The 25,420-nt window shown below is 41.2% G+C and carries 22 protein-coding genes; 4 read left to right on the forward strand and 18 right to left on the reverse strand.

From position 1 onward, the window contains the following. Positions 1–12: 12 nt before the first annotated feature. The 4 genes from ABEQ24_RS19050 to ABEQ24_RS19065 form a co-directional block, all read right to left on the reverse strand. Complete coding sequence (locus ABEQ24_RS19050; RefSeq protein ID WP_430008269.1) at positions 13–192, reverse strand: Myb-like DNA-binding domain-containing protein; 180 nt, start codon at positions 190–192, stop codon at positions 13–15. A 393-nt stretch (positions 193–585) separates the two neighbouring features. Further along, entirely contained in the window at positions 586–1,428 is an 843-nt protein-coding gene (locus ABEQ24_RS19055; RefSeq protein ID WP_430008270.1) for a DegV family protein, read from the reverse strand. Between the two features lie 390 nt (positions 1,429–1,818). After that, positions 1,819–2,502, reverse strand: coding sequence for a response regulator transcription factor (locus ABEQ24_RS19060; protein ID WP_070878231.1), 684 nt, complete (start codon positions 2,500–2,502; stop codon positions 1,819–1,821). Between the two features lie 72 nt (positions 2,503–2,574). Beyond that, positions 2,575–3,732: a sensor histidine kinase gene (locus ABEQ24_RS19065; RefSeq protein ID WP_133312725.1), complete on the reverse strand. Its 1,158-nt coding sequence runs from the start codon at positions 3,730–3,732 to the stop codon at positions 2,575–2,577. A 149-nt stretch (positions 3,733–3,881) separates the two neighbouring features. Here ABEQ24_RS19065 and ABEQ24_RS19070 point away from each other — a divergent pair, with 149 nt between their 5' ends. Both ABEQ24_RS19070 and ABEQ24_RS19075 read left to right on the forward strand, forming a co-directional pair. Continuing rightward, positions 3,882–4,517 (forward strand): YigZ family protein, encoded by a 636-nt coding sequence (locus ABEQ24_RS19070; protein WP_430008271.1) that lies wholly within the window; start codon positions 3,882–3,884, stop codon positions 4,515–4,517. Positions 4,518–4,536: 19 nt separating this feature from the next. Continuing rightward, positions 4,537–5,538, forward strand: coding sequence for an LCP family protein (locus ABEQ24_RS19075; RefSeq protein ID WP_430008272.1), 1,002 nt, complete (start codon positions 4,537–4,539; stop codon positions 5,536–5,538). Between the two features lie 115 nt (positions 5,539–5,653). On the opposite strand, the gene ABEQ24_RS19080 is transcribed toward ABEQ24_RS19075, so the two are convergent. Continuing rightward, entirely contained in the window at positions 5,654–6,736 is a 1,083-nt protein-coding gene (locus ABEQ24_RS19080; protein ID WP_430008273.1) for a glycosyltransferase family 4 protein, read from the reverse strand. Positions 6,737–6,871: 135 nt separating this feature from the next. Next, positions 6,872–7,996 (reverse strand): glycosyltransferase family 4 protein, encoded by a 1,125-nt coding sequence (locus ABEQ24_RS19085; protein ID WP_430008274.1) that lies wholly within the window; start codon positions 7,994–7,996, stop codon positions 6,872–6,874. Positions 7,997–8,166: 170 nt separating this feature from the next. Between ABEQ24_RS19085 and ABEQ24_RS19090 the strand changes: the two genes are divergently transcribed. Then, positions 8,167–9,399, forward strand: coding sequence for a glycosyltransferase family 4 protein (locus ABEQ24_RS19090; protein WP_430008275.1), 1,233 nt, complete (start codon positions 8,167–8,169; stop codon positions 9,397–9,399). A gap of 29 nt (positions 9,400–9,428) precedes the next feature. Here the strand turns inward: ABEQ24_RS19090 and wecB are convergent, their stop codons facing one another. The 10 genes from wecB to ABEQ24_RS19140 all read right to left on the reverse strand — a co-directional run bounded on the left by wecB (position 9,429) and on the right by ABEQ24_RS19140 (position 22,762). Then, positions 9,429–10,574, reverse strand: coding sequence for a non-hydrolyzing UDP-N-acetylglucosamine 2-epimerase (gene wecB / locus ABEQ24_RS19095; RefSeq protein ID WP_430008276.1), 1,146 nt, complete (start codon positions 10,572–10,574; stop codon positions 9,429–9,431). 280 nt (positions 10,575–10,854) lie between these two features. Then, on the reverse strand, positions 10,855–12,072 hold the full coding sequence (locus ABEQ24_RS19100) for a glycosyltransferase (protein ID WP_430008277.1): 1,218 nt from the start codon (positions 12,070–12,072) through the stop codon (positions 10,855–10,857). After that, positions 12,069–12,803 (reverse strand): ABC transporter ATP-binding protein, encoded by a 735-nt coding sequence (locus ABEQ24_RS19105; RefSeq protein WP_430008278.1) that lies wholly within the window; start codon positions 12,801–12,803, stop codon positions 12,069–12,071. Before ABEQ24_RS19105 ends, ABEQ24_RS19100 begins: the two co-directional genes overlap by 4 nt. Continuing rightward, complete coding sequence (locus ABEQ24_RS19110; protein WP_430008279.1) at positions 12,804–13,583, reverse strand: ABC transporter permease; 780 nt, start codon at positions 13,581–13,583, stop codon at positions 12,804–12,806. Between the two features lie 455 nt (positions 13,584–14,038). Continuing rightward, entirely contained in the window at positions 14,039–15,298 is a 1,260-nt protein-coding gene (locus ABEQ24_RS19115; RefSeq protein ID WP_430008280.1) for a nucleotide sugar dehydrogenase, read from the reverse strand. 91 nt (positions 15,299–15,389) lie between these two features. Beyond that, on the reverse strand, positions 15,390–17,018 hold the full coding sequence (locus ABEQ24_RS19120; protein ID WP_430008281.1) for a glycosyltransferase family 4 protein: 1,629 nt from the start codon (positions 17,016–17,018) through the stop codon (positions 15,390–15,392). Between the two features lie 26 nt (positions 17,019–17,044). After that, positions 17,045–17,407 (reverse strand): hypothetical protein, encoded by a 363-nt coding sequence (locus tag ABEQ24_RS19125; RefSeq protein ID WP_430008282.1) that lies wholly within the window; start codon positions 17,405–17,407, stop codon positions 17,045–17,047. A gap of 247 nt (positions 17,408–17,654) precedes the next feature. Next, complete coding sequence (locus ABEQ24_RS19130; RefSeq protein ID WP_430008283.1) at positions 17,655–19,859, reverse strand: glycosyltransferase family 2 protein; 2,205 nt, start codon at positions 19,857–19,859, stop codon at positions 17,655–17,657. Next, complete coding sequence (locus ABEQ24_RS19135) at positions 19,859–20,866, reverse strand: methyltransferase domain-containing protein (protein ID WP_430008284.1); 1,008 nt, start codon at positions 20,864–20,866, stop codon at positions 19,859–19,861. Before ABEQ24_RS19135 ends, ABEQ24_RS19130 begins: the two co-directional genes overlap by 1 nt. A 183-nt stretch (positions 20,867–21,049) precedes the next feature. After that, entirely contained in the window at positions 21,050–22,762 is a 1,713-nt protein-coding gene (locus ABEQ24_RS19140; protein ID WP_430008285.1) for an N-acetylmuramoyl-L-alanine amidase, read from the reverse strand. A gap of 117 nt (positions 22,763–22,879) precedes the next feature. On the opposite strand from ABEQ24_RS19140, the gene ABEQ24_RS19145 reads away from it, so the two are divergent. After that, the gene (locus ABEQ24_RS19145; protein WP_430008286.1) at positions 22,880–23,059 is read left to right on the forward strand and encodes a hypothetical protein; all 180 of its coding nucleotides are present in this window, start codon (positions 22,880–22,882) and stop codon (positions 23,057–23,059) included. Here the strand turns inward: ABEQ24_RS19145 and ABEQ24_RS19150 are convergent. Together ABEQ24_RS19150 and galU are read right to left on the reverse strand one after the other, a co-directional pair. Next, a complete protein-coding gene (locus tag ABEQ24_RS19150) occupies positions 23,056–24,369 on the reverse strand; it encodes a UDP-glucose dehydrogenase family protein (RefSeq protein WP_430008287.1) in 1,314 nt (437 codons plus the stop codon). The two genes, ABEQ24_RS19145 and ABEQ24_RS19150, sit on opposite strands and share 4 nt — an antisense overlap. A 22-nt stretch (positions 24,370–24,391) precedes the next feature. Next, complete coding sequence (gene galU / locus ABEQ24_RS19155; RefSeq protein ID WP_430008288.1) at positions 24,392–25,270, reverse strand: UTP--glucose-1-phosphate uridylyltransferase GalU; 879 nt, start codon at positions 25,268–25,270, stop codon at positions 24,392–24,394. Positions 25,271–25,420 lie beyond the last annotated feature (150 nt).

The raw sequence follows: 25,420 nt of genomic DNA on the forward strand, positions 1-25,420 counted from the left end.
GAAATCTCATTTTTAATTAAATTTCGTTTTTTCGATTTTTCTGAAACGTTTTTCCACACTAATAGGTGTACGGTTTAATTGTTGAGCAATTTCTCTGAATTTAACGCCTTTTTTCCTCAAGTCTACCAGCTTTTTGTCTTCTAATGTCGTCCAGTGCCGGTATGCCCGTTTCTGGATGTCAGTTTCCTGCATATCATCGCTCCTCTACCATAATGAAGTATTATCCTTAGTATCTAAAATTTTGCAGGAAATGTCTAGTGTTATCCACAAATAACATCTATAGAATTCAATATTTTCGGTGCCGTTTTCGTTATTTTTTCGTTGATTTTCATATTTTGTTGTTTCGTGGACCGAAAGATCGTTGCGGGCCTTTTAAAAACAAGGAAAAATTGCTCGTGCATTGAATTAGTTGAGCGTTTTTAAGATGGATCTTTATAAACACAATGACGAAACAAATTTTCAGTTTGACCTCTCAAATTTTTATTTTGCCTATCAGCTGATTTTTCAATATAACAAATCCATCTGCATAAAAAAACTGACTCTTAAAGCCGCATGCTGCGACTTTAAGAGCCAGTCTCACGTTCCTTATCTCTTATACCATCCAAGTCCCATCGCACCTTCGCCTAAATGCGTGCCGATCACCGGTCCGAAATAGCTGATGGAGTATTCAACATGGGGATACTTCGCTTCTAGTTCTTCCTTCATTTGCTGCGCTTCATCCGGGCGGTTGGCATGAATGATGACTGCGCGCATTGGCTCTTTAGCACTTGCGACTTCATCAAAAAGATCATAAATACGGTTGATTGCTTTTTTGCGTGTGCGGATTTTTTCAAACGGGACGATCTTTTTATCGACAAAATGCAGGATCGGCTTGACCTGCAGGATGCTTCCGATCAGAGCCTGTGCACCGCTTAAACGTCCGCCGCGCTGTAAATGGGATAAATCATCTACCATGAAATAAGCTTGATTTGTTTTTTTCACTTCGTTCAGCCGTGACATGATTTCCTCAGGCGATTTGCCTTCTGCAGCAAGTTCTGCAGCCTCAACCGCATAAAACCCTTGAACCATACAGCTGACTTCTGAATCAAATGCATAAACATCGATGTTATCAACCATTTGGCCCGCTGAAACAGCCCCGTTGTAGGTTCCGCTGATTCCGCTTGATAAATGAACACTGATGACCGCATCATTTTCCTTTGAAAGCTCTTCGAATAATTCAACAAATTTTCCAACTGACGGCTGTGACGTAGTCGGAAGCTCGCCTCTGTTTTTCACTTCTGCATAAAAGTCTGCAGCTGTAATTTCCACTTCCTCCTGGTACACTTCCCCGCCAAAAATCACGCTCAGCGGAATCATATGGATATTTAACCGCTCCCGAGTTTCTTTTGGAATATAAGCTGTGCTGTCCGTAACTATTGCCGTTTTCATATATGTACCATCCTTGTAATCGACTTCTCTTATTGTTCTTTTATTTTATAAGATAATTCTTTTGATTTCATTACTTTGTTAGTAAAGGCTGTTTTTCATGGATAGTTGTTTTGATTATTAATGTTGTCCGTTGCTTTCCGCGGGGAGCGTGGAAGCCTCCTCGGCGAGCCTGCGGGGTCTTCCATTTCGCTCTATTTTCCCGCAGGAGTCAAGTTCCTTCCGCTGCAATCCACTCAACGTTTTTAACATATAGTCTAAAAGTGTTTACGAAAGTGCCTGTGTAAATAAACGGTGAACAAAAATAAATCCCTGCTATCTACTATAACAGGGATTTGAGAGATATAGAATGCATTCTGGCTGTGAAAAGCAAAAAACCTGCCGAAGCAGGTTTTATCGCACTTCCACCCAGCCGTTTTTGATGGCAACGACTACAGCTTGAGTACGGTCATTTACGTTCATTTTTTGAAGAATGTTGCTTACGTGATTTTTAACGGTTTTCTCACTGATGAAAAGGGCTTCGCCGATGCCGCGGTTGCTTTTTCCGTCCGCAAGCATTTGCAGCACTTCACATTCACGGCGAGTTAAGATATGTAATGGACGTCGGATTTCAGTCGTGATGGTTGTTGTGCCTCCGCCTGATCCGCTTGTTGCAAGACGTCTGAATTCATTCACAAGGTTATGTGTTACTTTAGGATGCAAGTATGAACCGCCATCAGAAACGACTTTTACAGCTTCGATCAGTGTGTCTGCATCCATTTCTTTTAACAGATAGCCGCGAGCGCCTGTTTTCAAAGCGTGAGTTACATAGTTCTCATCGTCGTGAATCGACAGAATGATTACCTTTGTTTCCGGATTTGCTTCCACAAGCTGTTTTGTAGCTTCCACGCCGTTTACTTTAGGCATGTTGATGTCCATGATGACAACATCAGGCTTGCTGTCTTCAACGATGGCTAATGCATCTTCGCCGTCATCGCCTTCTGATACAACTTCAAAGCTTGGTTCGAAATCCAAGATTCGTTTGACGCCTTCTCGGAATAATTGGTGATCATCGATTATCGCAATTCTTGTCTTCATGCATACGCCTCCCATTTTTTTATTCTAGTCTATTACACAGTGATGCCGTCAATATGCCTTTAGTCTATTTTTTCAGACGTTGAGCGGCACTTGTATCATGATGAATGTCCCAAGACCTATTTTAGAATCAATTGTAATTCGGCCGTTTAAGAGCTCTACACGCTCTCTCATGCCAAGGAGACCGAACGATTTGTTCTGATTTTGCTTCATTTCTTTCGTATCGAAGCCTTTACCGTTATCTTTGATCATCAGAATAATATTATTCTGATTCACCTCAACCTTAACCTGAATCTCACGGGCTTCAGCATGCTTCAAAGCATTTGTGACTGCTTCCTGGGCCAGTCTGAACAGCGCTACTTCAAAACGCGGCGGAAGCCGGTTTTCTTCAAAATCGCCGAGGCTTGAAAATAAGATGCGGGTTTTGCCGTTATACTCTTCGATTGTATAAAGGTACTTTCTGAGGGTCGGTATGAGTCCAAGGTCATCCAGTGCCATTGGCCTTAAATCATAAATAATCCTCCGAACCTCATACAGGGCATTGCGCACATTTTGGCGGAGGCTGCGGATTTCTTTAAATCCTTCGTCAGAACCGCGCTCTCTGAAGATCCGTTCAATCAGCTCAGAACGCATCATGACATTTGCAAGCATCTGCGCAGGCCCGTCGTGAATTTCCCTTGAAACACGCTTGCGCTCTTCTTCCTGAGCTTCAATGATTCTCAGGCCGAAATCCTGCTTCTGCTGTGCATCTTCAATCAGCATGCCGACCTGCCGAAGATCCTGATGCAGATAATTCAAGACAACAGAGATTTGGCTGACAAGCACCTCAGCCCGCTCAATTGTCTCCTGAAGCCCAAGCAGTCTTCTCTCCAAGTCATCACGCCGGTCTCTGAGCTGCTTTTCCTTTTGCTGAAGCATGGTGAGCTCCACCTGAAGCTTGTGGGCTTTCTCATAGGCTTCCCGGATCTCTTCCTCGCTGAATTGCTTAAAGTGCTTGCTCACCTCAGACAGACGCGACCTTGCAAACCTGGCATGGACCTCAAGCTTGTCTCCCTGTTCGATCACATCATTAACCTGTATTTTAATTTGTTTTAGTTCTTCTACAAGCTCTTCGTATTGCTGACGGGACTGTTCGCCGATTTTAAAAATCTCGCCTTTGCTGCCGTCAACCGTCTTTACCATCTTATCCAGAATTTGATCAAGCACTTTGCAGTCAAGCTTCTTGGAGTCCACTATATCTCCTCCACTAATGGGTTAAAATAAACTTCACACAATATCACACAATATAATGATTGAAGTGAAAATTTTGTCGCTTTATAATAGAAGAATGTGCATTTATAATTCCATTTGCCTTCTATAAGCTTGCAAGGAGGTGTACGAGCATGCTTTCACACTATTATACCGTAAAAGGATACGGAGAGCATGAAATATCCATACAGAAATCACGTTTTATTTGTTATATAAACCGCGCAGAAACCGAAGAAGAGGCGCAGGCCTTCATTCAGCAGATAAAAAAGAAGCATTGGGATGCGACACATAACTGCTCAGCCTATTTAATCGGCGAACACGATCTGATTCAAAAAGCAAATGATGACGGAGAACCAAGCGGAACCGCAGGAGTGCCGATCCTTGAAGTACTTAAAAAGAGACAGCTGAAAGATACCGCAGCCGTTGTCACCCGTTATTTCGGCGGCATAAAGCTTGGTGCAGGCGGACTGATCCGCGCATACGGCAGCTCAACCTCTGAAGCTCTAAACGCAATCGGCATCGTCGAGCGTAAGTTAACGCGCGTGATGCATACTAAGATTGATTATACATGGCTTGGAAAAGTGGAAAATGAACTGAGAAATTCACACTATCAGCTTAAAGAAATTCATTATCTTGATAGCGTTGAAGTTGAAACGTTTGTTGAAGAAGGTCAGAAGGATCATTTCATAGAATGGATGACGGAGCTGACAAATGGCCAGGGCGTAATCAGTGAAGGTGCTCAAATTTATTTGGAACAGCCAAAAATTTAAATGTACAGAGGAGTAACTTATGAATAGGCAGGAAGTTAAAAAAATAAAGAAAAAAAAGAAGAAAAGTGTCTTTAAACGAATTTTATTTTTGTTCTTCATACTATTTTTATTAGTCGGCGGATACGCCGGATATGTTTTTTATCAAACCTATCAGGCAGCAAACAATTCATTTGACGATTTAGGAAGAGATAAATCGAAACTTCGCGATGAGGCGGTCACTATCTCCAACGATCCCGTTTCAATCCTGTTAATGGGTGTTGAAAACTATTCGAGCGGCGGATCTGGAGGACGGGCTGATACACTTATGGTTGCTACCTTCAACCCAAAGGATCAAACGATGAAATTGCTGAGTCTCCCGCGTGATACCCGCGTAGAAATCCCAGGGAAAGAAACAAAGCGAAAAATCAATTCAGCCTATTCAACAGGCGGAAAAGAATTGACGATTGAAACAGTCGAAGGATTTTTGGAAATTCCGATCGATTACTATGCAACTGTTAACTTTGAGGGCTTCAAAAACATCATCGATATCGTTGGCGGCATTACTGTGGATGTTCCTTTTGATTTCACTCAAAACAGTGATGATCCAAAAGCCGAAAAACTCGAGTTCACAGAAGGCCCTATGAAAATGGACGGAAGATACGCACTGGCCTATGCAAGAATGAGGCTGCAGGATCCTAACAATGACATCGGACGCAACGAACGACAGCAGCAGGTTGTAAAAGAAGTGATCAATGAAATTGTATCAGCAGGCACTCTGCTGAAGGTTGACCAGCTGACAAATGAAGTTGGCAAAAACGTTGAAACCAACATGAGAATGTCCGAGCTATTAGGCTTTTACAAAAAGTACAACAACTTTAACACCGATAAGATCGATACAGTTAAGCTAGAAGGCGTCGGTGAATACATCGGCAATGCCGCTTACTGGATTCCGGATGATACAAGCCTGGAAGAAGTCAAAGCTGAACTGAAAGAGCATTTAGAGCTTCAAACATCTCAGAATGATACGTTAGAGAGCAATTAATAAAGAGAATCCCCAGCCATCATTGGCTGGGGATTCTTTCTTTTTACTTTGGTCCAACCCGCAGCCCTTCAGATAGAAAACATAAAAAAACCGCACAGCAGCATGCTATGCGGAATTAATTATCTTTTTGAGGCTTAGGCTTAGCCAGAAGCTTTCTGAATGCATTGATAAGCGGTTTATGGCCTTCCCCGATTAATCCGACGAGTTCAGCTGTAATCTGGATGAAAAACAGCAGGATCATCATTATCAAGAGAGCCATCCACATCGTTGCATTTGAGAAAAGAATAGCCGACAGTCCAAAGCATGCACTGAAGAAGTAAATAAGCAGCACGGATTTTCTGTGGCTGAATCCCATGTCCACTAAACAATAGTGCAAATGCAGCTTATCAGGTGCAGCGATATTCTGTCTGTTCACAAGTCTTCGCACAATCGCAAAGAGTGTGTCGAAAATAGGTATAGCCAAAACAATGATCGGTATAATAAAACCGAACAAAGTGATGTTCTTAAATAATCCCATTGTCGAAAGGATCGCGATGGAGTATCCGAGAAACAGCGCTCCGGTGTCTCCCATAAAAATCTTCGCCGGGTAGAAATTGTGGATCAGGAATCCGAGTGTGCTTCCGATCAGAATGATACACAGCGATACAACCGCAAACTGAAAATTCGTAAACGCCATGATCAGAATGCTTGTCATTGCAATAGACGAAACGCCAGCTGCCAGTCCGTCTAATCCATCAATCAGGTTGATGGCATTTGTGACGCCGACAATCCAGAGGATGGTTACAGGATAGCTCCAGTAATCAAGGTAAATCAATCCGAAAAACGGAAGGGTAATCTTGTTAATGAGCAAGCCGGATGAGACAACGACTGCAGCTGCAGCCAGCTGGCCTGCAAGCTTATACTTTGCCGAAAGAGTAAAGCGGTCATCAAGAATACCAATAATGATAATGATGAAAGCACCGATTATAATCTCTTTCATATACATTGATTCAGGACGCAGGTACAGGTAACCTGCCACAACGCCGATAAATATGGCAAGACCGCCAAGCCTCGGCATTAGGCCCTGATGAATTTTTCTGCTGTTGGGCTTATCTACCGCCCCGATTTTAATCGCAAGTTTTTTTATAAGTGGTGTAATAGATACAGCCACTATAAAAGATACTATAAAAGCTATAATATAATTAGAATAATCTAACATGCTTACACCAACTTGTGTGAGATATTTTCACTTCCTCCATCATAGCAAAAATATATAAACTTGCAATTATTATTTTGTTAAGATTCTGTGCGCTTTATTCTAAGTATGAACTCTTTTTGAACAAAATAATGATGGCTATTGCTGCTTCAGCAATTTTTTATAAAACGATACTAACTTTCTTTCTTCTGTTTCCCAATTATAGGTCGTCTCGAAACTCTTTCTTCCATTTATACCAAATTCTTTTGTCATTTTAGGGTTATCAAGCAGTTCATTCAATGCACCTGCAATGGATTCAGGCTTCTCAGGATCAATTAAAAGGCCGCTGTCCGAATTCTCCACCACTCTCCGGTAATGAGGGAAATCTGAAGCCAAAATGGCAACACCCGCTGCCATGTATTCAAACAATTTATTAGGCAGACAGACCAAATGATTGGGCTCAGGCAAATAAGGAATAATTCCTATTGAAGCTTTTGAGAGATAGGTTTCGATCTCTGAATAAGGCACACTCCCCATAAATTCCACACGGTCGGCAAAACCTGAAGCTTTAACCTTTTCTTTGATTTTCCGCTCAAAGGCTTCGGACTCAAACCTTCCAACAAAAAGAAATCTCGCATTCGGATGCTTGTCCGCCGCTAAGGAAAAGGCCTCTGTTAATTGTTCAATCCCTCTGATAGGGGTAATTCCGCCAAGATAAAGAACCATATTAGGGTCTTTCAGGGCAGAATGATTCAGCGTAAACATTTCCGTCAGAGGATAATTTTCAATCTTGCAGGAGTGATAGCGCTGATATCTCTCCCCTACTTCATCCGTTGTGTAAATTACGCCTGATAAAATTGGAAGACAGATTCTTTCAATTGCCTCGTAGATGAGACGAACAGGTTTTTTCATCCAGCTTTTCAAGTATTTTTTGCTCATAATGGCATTCGGATAATGCTCATGAGCATCAAAAATGACAGGTTTCCCGGTGAAAATACGAAGCAGCACGCCTGCCGGGATAAGCTCTGGATCATGAAAATGATAGAGGTCTGCATTTGTTTTTCTGGCAGCCTTAAAAACCGTAAACGTATGTAAAAAGCGCTTCAATTCCTGCTTTGGCTTTTCAATTGGAATAAGCTTGATTGAATCGTCCAACATTATATCAGGCTTCGGTGCGACAAGAGAAACATCATACCCCGCCTTTACCAGAGACTTGCATTGCTTATGATAAATCCGGCCGTCATATGTGTTATGAACAGACGTGATTACACAGATTTTCTTCATTATATCCATTCCTTTATTAAAGTTATAGCTAACTTCAGCGCCCAGCTTTTCGGTCAGAGCGGATCTAACCAAGGCACTTCCGCTTTTCTCAACTCAAAGTTGTAACTTTCCCAATTATACTTTACACTATTATATTGACATATCCTAATTTTTAATGGAAAGGGATCACTATGAAAATCGTTTATATAACACAGCACTTTCCGCCTGAAATCGGTGCAGCACAAGGCCGTGCCTTTGATATGAGCACGAATCTTTCAAACCTGGGGCATGATCTGCATGTGCTGACGGCCTTTCCAAATCATGAATCAACTTCTAAATTGTACAGTAAAGAGGAGATAAACAAGCTATCCGTTTACCGCTCTTTTCGCATACGTGATACTAAAAAAAGCTCAATCCGCCGTTTAGCCAACTACTTGTCGTTTATGTGCTCAAGCATCATAAGCGGCATGCTCGTTAAAAAGCCGGACATTGTTTATGCAACCTCCCCTCAGCTTTTTCAAGGGGTGACCGGGTACGTGCTGAGCCGCATTCATAGAACAAAGTTCGTTTTTGAAGTCCGTGATTTATGGGTCGACTTCGCAGAAATTTTAGGTCAGTTTAAAAACAAAAAATTACTGAATCTTGCCCGAAAACTTGAAAATTTCATCTATAAGAAAGCCGATCTGATTGTTGTCGTCACACACGGCTACAAAGATCGTCTGATAGACCTGGGTATTTCAGCAGAGAAGATCATTGTCATTCCAAATGGCGTGAATCCAAGTGCCTTAAAACCTGTAATAAAAAGGAACGATGTGAAAAAGGACTACGGGATTGAAGATAAATTCCTCGTCCTTTATACAGGCAATATTGGCGCAGCGCAAGGTCTTCAGACCATCATTTCGGCTGCGGTAAAGCTGAAAAATGACCCTTCTGTCTGCTTTATGTTCATAGGTGACGGCGTTGAAAAAGAAGCTTTAATGGAACAAGTAAAAGCAAATCATTTAACCAATGTGCTTTTTCTGGACAGCAAAAGAAAGGAAGAATTGGCTTCCTACTATGACAGCGCCGATCTTGGCATTGTCAGTTTAAAAAAGCATCCGTTATTTGAAATCACGATTCCTTCCAAAGTGTTTGATTATATGGCTGTATCACTGCCGGTTCTGATCGGAGTTGAAGGTGAAGCAAGGGAGATCGTCGAAAAAAATCATGCCGGCTTCACATTTGAACCTGAGAATCCGGAAGACTTTATCCGCGCACTCAAGCTCGCTCAAAGCCAGCCTGAAACACTTAAAGACATGAAGAAAAACCTGCGTCACCATCTCCTGCAATCATTTAACAGAGAAACACAGGCAGCAGAGCTTTCGGAAGCCCTGCAGAACTGTAAAGAATCTCATAGCATGAACCATATAAAAAAGACGACCTGATGTCAGAATCAGGTCGTCTTTTTTGTCCATCATACCTCAAAAGGCACAGGCTTTTCATCACGCTTTTTAAAATAATGCAGAATCGCTTCCACAATACGTCTTGAAGCTTCTCCGTCTCCGTATGGATTAGAGGCTTTCGACATCTCTTCATAGCGTTCTTTATTGTTAAGCAGCTCATAAGCAAGCTTATAAATGGTTTCTTCATCTGTTCCTGCAAGCTTCAATGTACCTGCTTCAATTCCTTCAGGGCGCTCAGTTGTGTCGCGCAGAACAAGTACCGGCACTCCAAGAGATGGCGCTTCTTCCTGTACGCCGCCCGAATCGGTAAGAATGATGTGCGCTTTAGAAGCGAAGTTATGGAAATCATAAACGCCAAGCGGCTCGATCAAATGAATTCTAGGATCGTTTCCGAGAATTTCATCTGCCACTTCACGAACAGCCGGATTTAAATGAACCGGATACACGACCTGCACATCATCATGCTCTGTGATCAGACGCTTAATCGCACGGAACATGTTGCGCATTGGCTCTCCTAAATTCTCGCGGCGATGCGCTGTTAATAGAATCATGCGGTCTGATCCTACTTTTTCAAGCACTTCATGAGTATAAGTTTCCTTAACAGTTGTTTTTAAAGCATCAATGGCCGTATTGCCTGTTATGTAAATCGTCTCGCCTTTTTTATTCTCCTGAAGCAGATTTGCCTCTGCTTTGTTCGTTGGAGCAAAATGAAGATCAGCGATGACACCTGTAATTTGACGGTTCACTTCTTCAGGGAATGGAGAGTATTTATTCCACGTTCTGAGTCCTGCTTCTACATGGCCGACAGCAATTTGATTGTAAAATGCAGCCAGGCTTGCTACAAATGTTGTCGTTGTATCACCATGAACTAGTACAAGATCAGGCTTCACGTCTTTCATCACTTCATCTAAGCCTTCAAGCGCCTTTGTCGTCACACCTGTCAGTGTCTGACGGTCCTTCATAATGTTCAGGTCGTGGTCTGGCGTAACTTCAAACAATTCCAGTACCTGATCAAGCATTTGACGATGCTGGGCCGTTACAGTAACGATTGAATCAATTTCATCCGGATACTTTTCAAGTTCAAGCACAAGCGGCGCCATTTTGATGGCTTCAGGTCTTGTACCGAAAATAGTCATGACTTTTAATTTACGATCCATATATACGAAACTCCTTTATAGTCCATTTTAGGCAGCTATTGTTCATTATATCACGTGCCTGAAAAGAGTATTTTTCTTTATTATTAGGATTTCATTACATTTTTATCAGAAAAGCGGAATCGCCTGTTTAGCTCCGACAGACAGATAAGGAATTGCCAGAAAAGGCGCTTTTTGCCTTTACTGGCAATTTCGTTCTGGCCGAGGAGTTAGGCGATGGAGCTAGACATCGAAGTGCAAAAAACTTTTTAAAAAAGATGTGGTGCCTAAACCCCCACATCCACTACGATAAGTCCTCATACATCTGAATCAGCTTTTTGCTTTCTGCCTCCCAAGTTAAAACCTCTCTTGCACGGAGACAGTTTTGCTGATAGGAAGCATATTGGTTCATAATCTCTAAAATGCCATTTACAATGCCTTCTGGCGTTTCGTCTGCCAGCACACCGGTTTTGTACTCATCAATAATGACAGATTTGCCGGGATGATTGGAAGAAACGGCGGGAACGCCTGCCTGCAGGTATTCAAAGATTTTATTTGGTGTTGAATAATAGTTATTTTTAGATACCTTCTCATACATCACAAGGCCGATGTCAGCTTTCATGGTGTAATGAATTAAATCCTCAGACGAAACCTGATCGTGAAAAAAGACCCTGTCTGACAGTCCAAGTGATCCAGTACGGCTGACCAGCTCATCTTTCAGTATGCCTGAACCAATCATCACCAGTTTATAGGTTTCAGGAAGCTTAGCCATTGCATCGATAATCAATTCCAGACCGCGGTACGGAGAAAATCCGCCTTGATAGAGCAGAATCGTATCCTTTTCATTGAATGGATAATCCCAGTCAATCGCTTTCTCCTCTTTAAGGTCATGCTTGTGAAAAAGAGGGATATTTTGAATGAGCACACATGGTTTTTCTCCATTTTTTTCAAACAAATAATCTCTCAGATAAGGATTTACAGTAACAAGATAATCGATTTTTTGAAAAAGCCGTTTTTCCATCGCATAACCTGCGATGCGGTCAAGCTGATTGCGCCCGGCCATCTCATTGAAGATTTCATGTGAATCATAGATAAGCTTCGCAGAGAAATCCTTTGACAGCATTTGCCCCTGCCACAGCGTATTTAAATCATGACAATGAACAGCGTCAATCGAGATGTCTTTCAAATGTGCTTTGACCTTTTTATAAAACTCATAGTAGGCCAGGTAGTCTTTAGGGATTTTGACAAGCGGCAATCTGGCCGTGCGGACGATCAGCTTCTTCACTGCCGATTGCCTTGTTTGTGCACTTGCATTCCCTTTAGACATAGTAGCTTTAATGCTTTTAACGGAAATGCCAATCCGAATTAAATGAATGTTTTTATGTAAAAAAGGATCAGGCTCCTGGAATTCCCTGACGCAGGCTAAGTATACGGCATGTCCTGCTTCAGCTAATGCCAGGGCCTCTCTTTTTACTCTCGCATCATAAGGAATATCCTTATACAGCAGCATGAGAATATTCATTTTCTTGCCAGTTTCATAAACTCATCATATTCCTTGACGATCGGACCTGTCTCGCCGACTGCCTTTTGTTCACCAAGGTGGATCCATACAACACGGTCACAGATCGCTCTTACTAGATTCGATGAGTGGGTTACAAGAATAACCGTTCTTTCTTGTTTGATTTTCTCCATAATCGCTTCACGGCATTTTTGCTGAAAAGCTGTGTCGCCTACGCCCAGAACTTCATCAATGAGAAGAATCTCAGGATCAAGTGAAATAGCCGTAGCGAATGCAAGCCTTGATTTCATCCCTGCAGAGTACGTGCGCACAGGTTTATAAATAAAATCGCCAAGCTCGGAAAATTCAATAATATCATCGATTTTTTCATCAATCGTTTTCTTATTATGACCTAAAAGCAGTCCATTCAAATAGATATTCTCAATTCCAGCAAGCTCCGGCTGAAATCCAGCTCCTAATGAAAGAAGAACCGGGTGCTCTTCGTCCATGATGCTGAATTCGCCTTTATCAGGTGAAATCAGTCCGCTGAGCAGCTTTAACAGCGTGCTTTTTCCAGAACCGTTACGTCCGATGACGCCAAGAACCTCGCCTTTTTTCACTTCGAAGTTCAGGCCTTTAAGCGCCCAGAAGCGGTCATCTTTTTTATGAAGATTCAATAGTTTTTTTAATGGTTTTTCTGTATGCTCCGGATAAGATACCCAGAGATCTTTTACTTCAATTATATTTTCACTCAATTAAATCACCTTAGCATATTCTTTTTCATTTTTGTTTAACAGGCGTATTCCCAAATACAAGATAGCAAGTGAAAGAATGGTCAAGATAAGCATCGGTAAAAATTCAGGAGGTCTGCCGTAAATCAGTACGTCTCTATAGGATTCCAAAAATGTTGTAAAAGGATTCAAATAGAGATATGGAACTAAACTAGCAGGTACGTCTTTCATTTCAAACAATACAGGTGATAGATACATTAAGACCCTTGAAATATATTGCATCATATTTTTCACATCCCTGATAAAAACGCCAAGATGGGCAAGGAAAATCATCACGCCTAATAGGCAGAATGCATTTATCAAAAAGATGAACGGGAAATAAAGAATATTCCATGAAAAGTCAATTCCGTATATCGCCAAAAATAAAATAAGCACAACGGCGCTGATTATAAATTTAATGCAGTTAACAAGTAAGCGAACGATAATAAAAATAATTTTCGGTACATATACCTGCTGCAGGATATTCCCTTTAGATGAGATGGCGTTCGTTCCATCTACAAGAGCAGCCGTTACAAATTTCAGCGGAATTAAGCCAGTAAAGATAATCACTGCATAATTCTCTCCGCCTCTATCAAGGATAACCACGACCAGCAAGTAAAAAATGGCCATATAAAAAACCGGATCCAAGATCCACCACAGAAAACCAAAGTATGTTCTTGAGTTGTTTGCTTTAAAATCAGAAGCAGTCAAGTGATAGATCAAGTCTTTGTTATTTTTTATGGCCTTTAATGTATCTAATAGCATAAGATGTTCTCCTAACTAACAAAATGTTGCACCTTAATAATAATATACTTAGTTAAATCACCTTTCAAGTTTTACAATGAAATGTAAAAGTTTTGACATGATTTGAAACAGGTGTGTGCAAAATGGTGATGGATTGAAGTTGTAATTGGGTAACCATTGGCTGCGGTTGTTTCCTCTTTCCTGCGAAAAAACCAAAATTGTGGAATCATAGCATGCGGTTGATTCCTCTTTACGGCATATGAACCCAAAATAGAGGAATCACAGCATATTGTTGATTCCTTATTCCAGCACAAAACCAAATACAGCCCCAAAGTGTCTTTTCTAGCAAAAGATCACTTTATGATTTTCTGCTTAGTACCTGTCTCCAATACCCATTAAATTCCCGCTTCAAAACCTTGCATCGAATAAAAAAAGACCATAAACGAATATGGTCCAATTTTACATTAAGATGTGTGTTACTTTACAAATTTATAAAGGTTGCCGAAGTTGATGTATGTGATCTCTTCAGGGCAATTCTTCAAAATGTTTTTCGTGTCGAAAATTCTTTTTGTTTTCATGCCTGTGAAGTCAGCTGCATCAAGTGATTTGAATTCGTTGTGATCTGTCAGTACTAAAACAAGATCAGAATTGTTTACAGCTGTTTGAATGTCTTTTTCTACCCAGTCTTTTTGAACATGAGGATCATATGCGATCACTTCGTTGGCACCAGCCATTTTCAGCTGCTGGTAGATGTCCATTGCCGGACTTTCACGGATGTCATCTACGTTTCCTTTGTATGTCAGACCGAATACTGTGATTTTTTTATCGTCTAAGCCGCCAAGCATTTTAGATACATTTTCTACGACAAATGATGGCATAGAAACGTTGATGTCACGTGCCTGGTAGATCAGCTTTGCTTGTTCAGGAGCTTCTGCAACGATGAAATAAGGGTCAACCGCTAAGCAATGTCCGCCAACGCCCGGTCCAGGGTGATGAAGGTTAACACGCGGATGCTTGTTAGCCATCTCGATTACATCAAGTGCATTGATATCAAGCTGTGTACAGATTTTCACAAGCTCGTTTGCAAGGGAAATATTCACGTCTCTGAATGTATTTTCCATTAATTTTGACATTTCAGCTGTCTTCGCATCTGTCAAAATCAGTTCGCCTTCAACAAATGTGCTGTACACTTTTGCTCCTGCTTCTTTACACGCTTCTGTCACACCGCCGATAATGCGGTTGTTGTGAATGAGCTCGTGCATGATTTGGCCAGGCAGTACGCGCTCTGGGCAATGTACTAAGAAAATATCTTCGCCGATTGTAAAGCCATGCTTCTCAAGCAAAGGTTTTACATGGTCGTCTGTTGTACGAGGCGCGATTGTTGATTCTACGATGACTGTATTGCCCTTTTCAAGGTAAGGAATCATCATTTCAGTTGCGCTTAATACATATTTTAAATCTACAGATTTATATTGATCATCTTTATTTGGAGTTGGAACAGCAATAATGAATACATCTGCTTTTTCAGGCTGTGTTGATGCTTTGAATTTGCCAGATGCCATAACCTCTTCTAGTGCATCTTGCAGGCCAGGCTCTTCAATATGAATTTTACCTTGGTTTAATGAATCTACAACATGCTGCTGAACATCTACGCCAAGCACGTCTACGCCATGCTTTGCAAACATAATAGAAGTCGGCAGTCCAATATAACCAAGACCAAGTGTTGCGATCTTCATGTGAATTCTCCTCCAGTTGATAGTTCATAAAATTCTCCTTTTACCACATTACAGTTTTGAAAACATCATGTCAATGATGAAGTCGCGGCTGCTATTGGAGAACTTTTTCGTTAGATGCTTCTGTTATTTCCTTTACTTCCGCCCGGATCATTTTGTCCTTGCCGCACTGATATCGGACGCGGTGTGCAGCTTCTTCTGATTTCTCAAGAAACGTCTTCGGATTATAGTACAGCTCTTCGATTGCCTGAGCCAAGCCCAAATAATCTTCCTTGTCTGCTAAGAATCCGCACGTCTCATCAATGAATTCAGGGATTGCATACACCTTGGTCGTTACCGGGACCAGCCCGCTCGACATCGCCTCGCCAAGAGAAACTCCCTGAGAATCCATTCTCGATGGCCCGAGGAAAATACCGTGGCTCTTATGCTGCTTCGCAATCTGTTCCTGAGACAGGAAATGGTTGTGCAGGTGAACATTTGAAAGACCGCGGACCGGCTCCACTTCCTTGTCGAACAAGGGTCCTTGTCCAAAAATATTAAATTCAAGCTCACCAAAAAATGGCTGATCTTTCAGGGCTAATATCGCTTTTACCATTAAATCATTTGCATAAGTCCTTGATGCAAATGGCCGGATCGTCAGAATTCTTTTCCTCTGTTCAGCTGACTTCGGTTCATAGCGGTATAGCTGATCGTCGATGACATTGTGAATAATGCTGTAATTTTTCACAATGGCATTTGCATCTTTTTCTGCAACATTTTCCTTATACCATTTCGAAACGAAGATGAACTTTATGGTGCTATCATTCGAACTGTATAATTTATGCATAAAATCAAGCTGGCGCTGATTGCCCGGTGCCTGATTCAGAGCAGAACGAAGGCCTTTGGAATCTTTGTAAAAGTTAAACCATCTGCGGTACCATTTTGTCGTTTCATATCCGTGAACCCAGATCAGCTTAGGTGTAGTTTTTGCATTCGATTTATGGACTGCTTCATACATCCGTTCAGTGATGAAATGAAATAAGATTTTTTTATAAGAGCGGAAATCCAATAATCGTGTCAGCTCTTCATCGCCGCTCATGTAAACAGGGATACCCTCGTATTCATAGTAGCCGATGCTCGGTGACGTATTGAGCCTGAAAATCGCTACATTGATCCCTCTTTCTTTATAGGACAAAGCTCTCCGGTGAATAAACATATTCTGATAATAATTGTTTTTTTCCGGATAAACATTTGTGATCAGCAGGTAATCAACATCCGCACGGGCAGAGAAAAGCTCTTTTTTGCTGACCAATGGAGGCTGGTTATAGGACTTTAATGCAAACTCCGATAAAACGGCTTCTCCGTCACCTGATATTCTTAAACCAACGGCATAGCTTACTGCTGATTCTGGAAACGTCACAATCATTTCGCAGCCTAAAGGGTTGTAGACACTGAAGACTTGCTTGTCATTGCTGTCAAAGCCGACGATGACCTGCTGCAGCTGAAGGCTTCCCGAAGTTTTTCCATCAAGCTTCGCAGTCATTGTAGCATCAGGCTTTAAACTATCTTTGTAGATCTTTTTGTTATCCTGATAAATGATGATGGGCGGCGCCTCTTTTTTCTGCTGAACCGACTTGATTGCAAGACCGTCTTTTTTCTGGATCGTGACAGCATAAGTTGAGTTCGTTTTTTCCGGCCATTTATCCAAATAGCTGTATACGTCAGCTGGATCGATTTTTAACACTCATTCCTCCCCCTGTCCCTCTAGTCTTATTTATTCCGCTTTCTAAGCTGCCAGTATTTCAGCTGCAGCTTGCCGAGCTTTGATTTCTCAAGCTTTGATAATCTTGCTTGCAGGTCATTGATGGCTGCTTCCTGCTGTTTGATGGTTTCTATGATCACTTCTGGCTTCATATCCATAGCCTTAAAGGATTCTAATTCCTTTTTGCCGAGGATTTCGCCAATTTTTTCTCTCATTTCTATATCATCGGTAATAGCGGACAGAATTTCTTTGAATTCTTCCTCCATTTCCTTCTTATCTTCAATAAGCCTGTTCGATAGTTGTACCAATGCATCGTACTCTTCTTTATTCACTTCAATCATATCCTGCTGCGATCTCGTTTGGCTGTTCATCTGTTCAGCTCCTCTCATCTATAACAGAAGATTTTAAATCTTTATCCCTACACACATTTAACCAAAGTTCCTGGCCTTTTAAAAGTAACAAAACCGTTACAAGACAATTATTCCAATTTTTAATGATATAGATGATACTTATATTTTCTCTTGATGTGCCCTTTTCATTCTGTTTACAGCTTCCAGTTCAGGACAAAAGAAAAAACAGAAAAATATGAAACGGACTCATACTTTTCTGTTTTCGGGATTATTTATTGAATTTTTTATGGACCATTTTTTCGTAAACTTCAGCGGCAGCCTTCGTATTGTTAAGCGGAGACAGGAATGCTGCATGCTCGCTTTGGCTGAGGACGCTGCCTTCTTCGTAAATCGCCCAAATATCAGATCCGCTGCCAATGTAGTCACTCAATTTAGAAGGCAAATATGGATTCACCTCTTTATTGTCCTTCGTAACAGCATCGTTTACGATCAATGTATCGAATTTCGTACATAAGTTAAGGAAATGATAAAAATCGACGAAATCGTTCACGATAATATTGTCTTCAAGCGGATCGTTTTCAAGCTGGCTTGCAAGCTCATCAGGTTTTGAAGTGAAAACATGAATAAGTACGCGGTCCTGCACATCAGCGCCAGCAGCTTTCAAGCCATCAAACATGTCGTTTAGATTACGTTTGCTGTAAAAATTGCCGAAGTAAGCAATATTGACGTGTTCATCTGAAATAAGCGGATATTCGAATTCGTTTAGATGATAATAGCGCTCAGACAGCGTCGGATGCGGCTCAATCACAGCTTTTTCCCTGATCATAGGTTTAATTTCTTCAATCGGGAAGGAATCAACCATATAGTTCAGCTGATTGATGTTCGTGAAAATCAATTCATCCGCAAAAACATACGGCAGATATTCACACCAGAAAAAGAGGCTGTCTTCGCTTGAACCTGGTGCTCCCGCTTTCTTCACGCTCTCTTCTATTTTCTTCAAGTAAGAAGCATCTGTGACTTCAACTTGTCTCTTTTTAGCTTCAATATCGTATAAAAGCGGATCAGAAAATTCAGCAATCCATTTCGTTTCAGGATGCTTCATTTTGAACTCATAGGCAAGAAAGTGTGAAGCAACCCACATTGCGCGGCTATAAACTTCTTTATGTACACCATTTTTGGCAACAAGTTCATCAATTTCAGCCATGCCCATATCCACAAACTTCTTAATCGAATTCCAATTTGAAAAGCTTGGAGGAGATTTTATCGGCAGACGGGTGCTGATCAAGTCATCCACCATCTGGTTCAAGGACAAGTTTTTATTTCGGACAGAGTCCATCGTATTATAAACAACATCCGAAATCTTCCCAGACACTCTCATCCGTTTAGCCATTACATTTCCTGCCGTATCATTATACGGAGGGAAGCAATAGGAAATGACCAGACGTTCCACAAGGTCCTTATTTATTAAGTGATATGGGAAATAGACCGGCTTCACATCAGATATTTCTCTGATGATGTCACTGTATTCCTCTGGATGTGCTTCATAGTATTTTACAATAAAACTGCTTTGAGCATTGATTTTCCGTTCAACGAAATCTCTTTTCGTGGCTGACAGTTCTTCCTCAGCAAGGATTTGATTCAGCTTCGCAATAACCTGCACACGCTGCTTCACGTTAAAATCAAAAGTCATTCCCTGTCTTGAAACGGAATTAGCTCTCAGTGTACGATAATAAACAACTTGTTTTGTAAGGGGTGCAAGCTCATATTTCAAGTCATTTTTAACAACTAGCTCTGTGAAAAATGCAATGTCTTCTCCGCTTTTTAATGATTCATCAAAGCGGTACTTTTGCAAATACAAAGTCGGAATTAATTTGCAGCCGTTGATTGTAAGAACGGTATGCAGCTTGTAATAGGCGTGCTGTTTGCTGACAACGGACTTCATAATTTGTCTGTTGATCACGTTTGAAGCCACCACTTTTCCGTCCGGCTCAACGTTGAAGATTTGTGAAATCACCATAGTGTCAGGCTTTGCAAGCTTGTACATTTCTTCTAAATAGTTCTTTGAGAAGTAGTCATCATCATCAAGGAATGTGCAATATTCACGGGATGCAATGGAGATTCCTTTGTTTCTCGCAAGTGATGCTCCTGCTTCTTCTAAAACAACGACGTTAATATTCGTAAGATTTCTCTCAGCAATCAGCTGATTGATGAGTTCTTCTGAACGGTCTTTTTCCCCGTTAATGATGACAATGACTTCAAATAATGAAGGATCAAGCGTTTGATCTGCCAATGACTCAAGGCACTTAACAATGACATCTTCACCTTTATAGGTAGGTAAAATAATGCTGATCCCTTTATCGTAAAGAGGCTTATCATTCTTGCGCACGATCTCCTCTTCAATGTCATACCCCAGTTTCATTGCTCGTGTTAGTCGGACTCTCTCTAAACGTTTGAGTATTTCCTCTTTAAGCATTATTTCCTACCTCTTCCAGCTATTTTTTTCTTTAATTCCCAGAACTTCAATTGAACTCTGCCGAATCTGGATTTTCTCAGAACATTATAGCGATGTTCCAGGTTTGCTGCTTTTCTGCTTAGCTCTTCAATTCTCTCTGAGCGGCTGAGGGCAGCTTTTAACGCTTCCTCTTCACGGTTCAGCAGTTCAACCGTTTCAATTTGCAGCTGACGGATATATTCATCCTTTTCACGGCTTTGCGTTTTCAGCTCTTCATATAAAATCTTCATTTTTTCAGCTGATGCTTGATTCTTCTGCAATTCCTTCATTTCTTTTTCCTCTCTTGCTGATTGTCCCATCAGCGTGCCGATGCGCTGAAGATACTCTCTTTCAAGCCAGTAAAAGCCCTGCTCCAATTTCTGCGTGCTTTCTGCCGAATAAAAAGACGAATTGGCATCTTTGGAAGCTGTGCAGATAACGCCAGTCCATTTCCCCAAATAATCAAAGGACTCCACTTTAAAATGAGCGCCCAATTGTTCTGATAGTAAAGAATAGTAATAAGTGCGTTTATGATCCAAGTAATCATTAATGCCAAATGGCACAGTTACGATCAATCTGCCGCCCGGCTTCAAATGAGACGCCGTTTTCTTTAAAAAAGAATCCGGGTCACTGATGTGTTCAAGGACTTCGGTCAATAAAATGGTATCATAGTCATTTTCTATATCATGATCCGTCATGAAGTTTGACACCTTGAATGATACGGATGCCTGTACAGACGGGTGTTCTTTGCCAAGCTCTGTGTTTGCATATTCTATTGATTCATGAGAGATATCGATTCCATCTACTTTTTTGCCTTCCCGACCTAATAATATGGCATTGATGCCCTGTGAGCAACCAATATCAAGCACTTTGCTGCCTGTAACATGTGTAACAATCCAATTTATGCGCTCTCTGGTTTTCTTGCTGAAATCTGTTCCTAAAGCTCCATAATATGCTTCATTAACACGATCTATAATAAGTTTACTCAAAGAAACTCCTCCAATTAATTATGTAAAATGGCAAAGACGTAATTTTTATTCTCGATGGTGCTAGTTTTTGCAGAATTATTCTATGTATTCTGTAAGGCCCTACTTATTATATCGAAAATTGTCTTTCGGCAACAACCATAAAAAAAACCGGCAATCAAAAACGCTGATGGCCGGCTTAGACGATTAGTTATTTTTCTTCCATTGATAAAAGTCGTTGACTCCCTGTGCAATCGCCTCGGCAGCTGTATCTCTGCCGCTGTTTGTTTTAAATATAGAAGCATCATTTTTGTTTGAAATAAAGCCCATTTCAATGAGCACAGATCTCGTATAATTTTTATCAATGACATAGAAGGCTTCTTCTTTTATGCCCCGATTTGTCGTTTTTAAGGCAGTTACTAATCTTGATTGAATAAATGCTGCAAGTTTTGCACTGTCTGCTTTTTCTTTGTCAGTCATAGATGCCGTGCTAAAGCTGCCGCTGCCGTTTGTAGCAAACGTTTCTGTTCCATTAGCAGATGTTGCCGTGCTTGAATTCATATGCAGGCTGACAAAAACGCCTGCTTTCTTGCTGTATGAAAAGTCTGTCCGTTCGTTTAAAGAAAGAAACGTGTCATCTGATCGGGTCATATGAACGTCATAGCCTAATTTCTTAAGCTTGTCAGCTGCAGTTTTACCCACTGCCAAAGTGACATCTTTTTCCTGCATTCCGTTTCCAATGGCTCCAGGATCTTTCCCGCCGTGACCAGGATCGATCACAATGACCTTGTTCAGCTCTGTTTCTTTAGCAACAGGCTCAAGAGTGAGATATTTTGCTGAGACATATCCTGTTTTTCCGCTGTATTTAACAGAAACCCAGTCATCTTTAAGTTCCGCAGTGTTCAGCACTTCTACTTCTTTTCCCCGAGGGATTGTCAGGATAATGGAAGAGCTTGTACTTTTATTCGTGCGAAGACTCAAATTTTCGCGTACATAGTAAATTAGTTCCTCTGGTGCAATTTCTTCTACATCGACTGGTTTATTTACAATATCAGATGATTTTAAGTATCCTGTTTTGCCATTATGATTAGCTTCAGCCCATCCATTAGCGATTCCGCCCTGTCTGATCTTTGTTTGATCGTTGATTGTCAGTGAGGCGAGTACAGATGAACCTGTGCTTTTCGACGTATAAACTTTTGTGTTTTTATTTGCGTAGTAGGTAAAGTAAACAGGTTTGCTCGAGATGCTGCTGTATGGTCCATACCCTTTTATCCCATTGTATTCGATTCTGCTCCAGCCGCTGATGACACTGCCTTTTTTGACTTTCACAACAGAACCTGGTGCAATTTGTGTCTTAGGTGTTTTTGTATTTCTCTCGTTATATAAGGTGAAATTTTTAACGGCATAGTAGGTAAAATATTCAGGCTGGGATGATGTCAGTTTTGAGTAATCAGCATAATACTTTTTTCCTTTATGATTGATTTCCACCCATCCATTTAGAACCGTTCCTTTAGCAACTTTAATGACAGCATCCTCTGCTATAGATCCGTATCTTTTCGTCTGGGTCCCTCTGCCTTCGTAAAAACTCACAGGTTCCTTTGTATAATAGGTAAAGTAAACTGGCTGTGAAGGCTTTTTGTTTGTAATATCTGCAGCCTTGGCATACATGGCTTTGCCGCCAAGCTTAATTTCAGCCCATCCGCTGCTGATTCCGCCTTTTTTAATGGTAAAGGCAGTCTGAAACTCGACTCTTCCCGCTTTTGAAAAACGATCTCCAGGTCCTGTCCGCGCTTCAAACTCATTTTTTGCATAGTATGTAAAGGCAACAGTTGTGGCTTCTGCTTTTTGAGGCGTCCAAAATTCAATTATTCCTGCAGCAAGTAAAAAAACGGCAATCACACTGACTAAAAGCTTTTTCATTCCTTACGTTCCTCCCGGGTGTTTGTAAACTGGCAAACTGCCCGGGACTTACCGCACAGCCTGCTCAGTTTATATATCGAATCAATCCGGAAAATCTTTAGGGATATTTAGAAAATAATGTATGGATTTTTGTTGGGAGACAAATGGAAAAAGGAAAGTAAATCATTGAAATCGGCAAGTATTTCACTCTTTTCAGAAAGTAAATGGACCATTCCGGCAAGTATTTTTGCCGTTTTGGAAAGTATTTCAGAAGCCAGACCAAAAAAAGACCATCCTCAAGCGTTTGAAACCACTTAAGAACGGCCTTTTATTACTTCTTTGCGTCCTACTGAAACATAAGTCATCCATTCAGGAATATCTCTCAGCGGATAGATGTTTCTTCCATCAATTAAGATAGGTGTGTTCATTTTTTCCTGATAGAAGTTCATAGGAAACGTTCGAACTTCATCCCACTCCGTCACAATAAATGCCGCATCTGCATCCGTGATTGCTTCAGCAATAGTACTGCAATATGTAATCGATTCCTTTAACACTTTTCGTGCTTCATTCAGTGCGATAGGATCGTATCCAGTAACGAGTGCACCTTCCGCAACCAAATTCTTCGCAATAACAAGCGAAGCAGCTTCTCTGACATCATCTGTATTAGGTTTGAAGGCTAAGCCGAGAAGAGCAACTTTTTTCCCTTCAAGAGAACCCAAATGCTTTTTCGCAGACTCGATTAATTTTAACGGCTGCCGGTTGTTTACGGTGATGACCGAATTCAGCAGATCGAATTTATGCTGCACGTTGCCGGCTAATTGAACTAATGCCTTTGTATCTTTCGGAAAACAGGAGCCGCCATATCCGATACCTGCTTTTAAAAATTGCGAACCGATTCTTTCGTCTTTCCCGATGCCTTCTGCCACATCTTCAATGTCGGCGCCTAATTTTTCGCAAATATTGGCGATCTCATTGATAAAGCTGATTTTCGTTGCCAAAAATGCATTCGCAGCATATTTAATCATTTCCGCACTTCTAATATCCGTCCTGACAACCGGAATTCCAAGCGGTTTGTAGATTTGTTCAAGCTTATCCCCGGCATAAACGGAACGTGCTCCAATAACGATGCGATCTCCGTGAAAAGTATCATGGATGGCAGATCCTTCTCTCAGAAATTCAGGGTTTGATGCGACTTCTGCTTGGATGGATGGCGCCTTATACTGATGCACAATCTCAAGAATATGTTCATTCGTGCCGACGGGAACGGTGCTTTTCACAACAATAATCACATCATTTTGAATCTGTTCGGCAATTTGCACAGCCGCCGCTTCCACATACGTCAAATCAGCAGATCCGTCTTGCTTTTCCGGCGTTCCGACAGCAATGAAAATGATTTCGCTTTCCCCATAAGCTGTGCGGGAATCGGCGGTAAAAGACAATCTTCCTGCCAGGACATTTTTCTTCATTAAGTCCTCTAGCCCAGGTTCATAAATAGGAGAAACTCCATTTTTCAGAAGATCAACTTTCTTTTCATCGATATCCACACACGTTACATGATGGCCGATCTCAGCTAAGCATACTCCCGTGACAAGCCCGACATATCCAGTTCCAGCAACTGATATTCTCACTGAGTAATCCCCTGACCTTTCTCTATCCGTTTGAAACTTTATTTTTTATATACTGTAGAATATCTTCTCTCAGCTCGCTGTTATCCATGGCAAAATCAATTGTCGCCTGAATAAAGCCAAGCTTGTCTCCGACATCATATCTTTTGCCGCTAAAATGAAAAGCCGTTACTTCTTCTTGATGGGCAAGTTCTTTTAGAGCATCTGTTAATTGAATTTCTCCGCCTGAACCCGGCTTAAGATTTGCGAGAATGTCAAAAATCTCCGGACGCAGGATATACCGTCCTAAAATTGCCGTATTGGAAGGTGCATCTTCCCGCTTTGGTTTTTCGACTAAATCTTTGACTTTATAAACATTTTCAGCCATTTTTTCATTTTCATTGTAGCTGACGATCCCATACTTCGAAACATCTTCAGACTTTACATTTTGTACACCGATCACTGTGCTTTGAAATTGATCATAAACATCAATTAATTGCTTTAAGCAAGGAACCTCAGATTGAACAATGTCATCACCAAGCATAACAGCGAAGGGTTCATTGCCTATGAATCTTCTGGCGCAATAAATCGCATGCCCGAGACCAAGCGGCTCTTTTTGACGGATATAATGAATATTGGCAAGCTCCGAAATGCCCTGAACCTTGCTGAGCAAATCCCATTTCTCTTTTTTAATCAGCGTCTCTTCAAGCTCATAGGATTTATCAAAATGATCCTCAATCGCGCGTTTCCCCCGACCTGATACAATCAAGATGTCCTCAATTCCGGAAGCAACGGCTTCTTCGATAATATATTGAATGGTTGGTTTATCTACTATAGGCAGCATTTCTTTAGGCTGCGCCTTCGTAGCAGGCAAAAACCTTGTACCCAAACCCGCAGCCGGTATGATCGCTTTCTTCACATGCATGTCTCTACCCCCTGGTTATGTCAAAAGTCTCTCTCTCTTTATATTACAACATCAATAGAGTCTATTCCTTTAACGTTTTATAAATCTTTGGTAAACAAGAAAAGCGGAATCACCCGTTTAGCGCAGGCAGACAGATAAGGATCCGGCTGA

Source organism: Metabacillus idriensis (assembly GCF_050483325.1).
GTDB lineage: Bacteria > Bacillota > Bacilli > Bacillales > Bacillaceae > Bacillus_P > Bacillus_P idriensis_A.

Bases quoted from the DNA above. Each gene is read 5' to 3' on its own strand.
- ABEQ24_RS19050 (WP_430008269.1), bottom strand. From the start codon at position 192: ATGCAGGAAACTGACATCCAGAAACGGGCATACCGGCACTGGACGACA.
- ABEQ24_RS19055 (WP_430008270.1), bottom strand. From the start codon at position 1,428: ATGAAAACGGCAATAGTTACGGACAGCACAGCTTATATTCCAAAAGAA.
- ABEQ24_RS19060 (WP_070878231.1), bottom strand. From the start codon at position 2,502: ATGAAGACAAGAATTGCGATAATCGATGATCACCAATTATTCCGAGAA.
- ABEQ24_RS19070 (WP_430008271.1), top strand. From the start codon at position 3,882: ATGCTTTCACACTATTATACCGTAAAAGGATACGGAGAGCATGAAATA.
- ABEQ24_RS19075 (WP_430008272.1), top strand. From the start codon at position 4,537: ATGAATAGGCAGGAAGTTAAAAAAATAAAGAAAAAAAAGAAGAAAAGT.
- ABEQ24_RS19080 (WP_430008273.1), bottom strand. From the start codon at position 6,736: ATGTTAGATTATTCTAATTATATTATAGCTTTTATAGTATCTTTTATA.
- ABEQ24_RS19085 (WP_430008274.1), bottom strand. From the start codon at position 7,996: ATGAAGAAAATCTGTGTAATCACGTCTGTTCATAACACATATGACGGC.
- ABEQ24_RS19090 (WP_430008275.1), top strand. From the start codon at position 8,167: ATGAAAATCGTTTATATAACACAGCACTTTCCGCCTGAAATCGGTGCA.
- wecB (WP_430008276.1), bottom strand. From the start codon at position 10,574: ATGGATCGTAAATTAAAAGTCATGACTATTTTCGGTACAAGACCTGAA.
- ABEQ24_RS19100 (WP_430008277.1), bottom strand. From the start codon at position 12,072: ATGAATATTCTCATGCTGCTGTATAAGGATATTCCTTATGATGCGAGA.
- ABEQ24_RS19110 (WP_430008279.1), bottom strand. From the start codon at position 13,583: ATGCTATTAGATACATTAAAGGCCATAAAAAATAACAAAGACTTGATC.
- ABEQ24_RS19115 (WP_430008280.1), bottom strand. From the start codon at position 15,298: ATGAAGATCGCAACACTTGGTCTTGGTTATATTGGACTGCCGACTTCT.
- ABEQ24_RS19125 (WP_430008282.1), bottom strand. From the start codon at position 17,407: ATGAACAGCCAAACGAGATCGCAGCAGGATATGATTGAAGTGAATAAA.
- ABEQ24_RS19130 (WP_430008283.1), bottom strand. From the start codon at position 19,859: ATGCTTAAAGAGGAAATACTCAAACGTTTAGAGAGAGTCCGACTAACA.
- ABEQ24_RS19140 (WP_430008285.1), bottom strand. From the start codon at position 22,762: ATGAAAAAGCTTTTAGTCAGTGTGATTGCCGTTTTTTTACTTGCTGCA.
- ABEQ24_RS19145 (WP_430008286.1), top strand. From the start codon at position 22,880: ATGTATGGATTTTTGTTGGGAGACAAATGGAAAAAGGAAAGTAAATCA.
- galU (WP_430008288.1), bottom strand. From the start codon at position 25,270: ATGCATGTGAAGAAAGCGATCATACCGGCTGCGGGTTTGGGTACAAGG.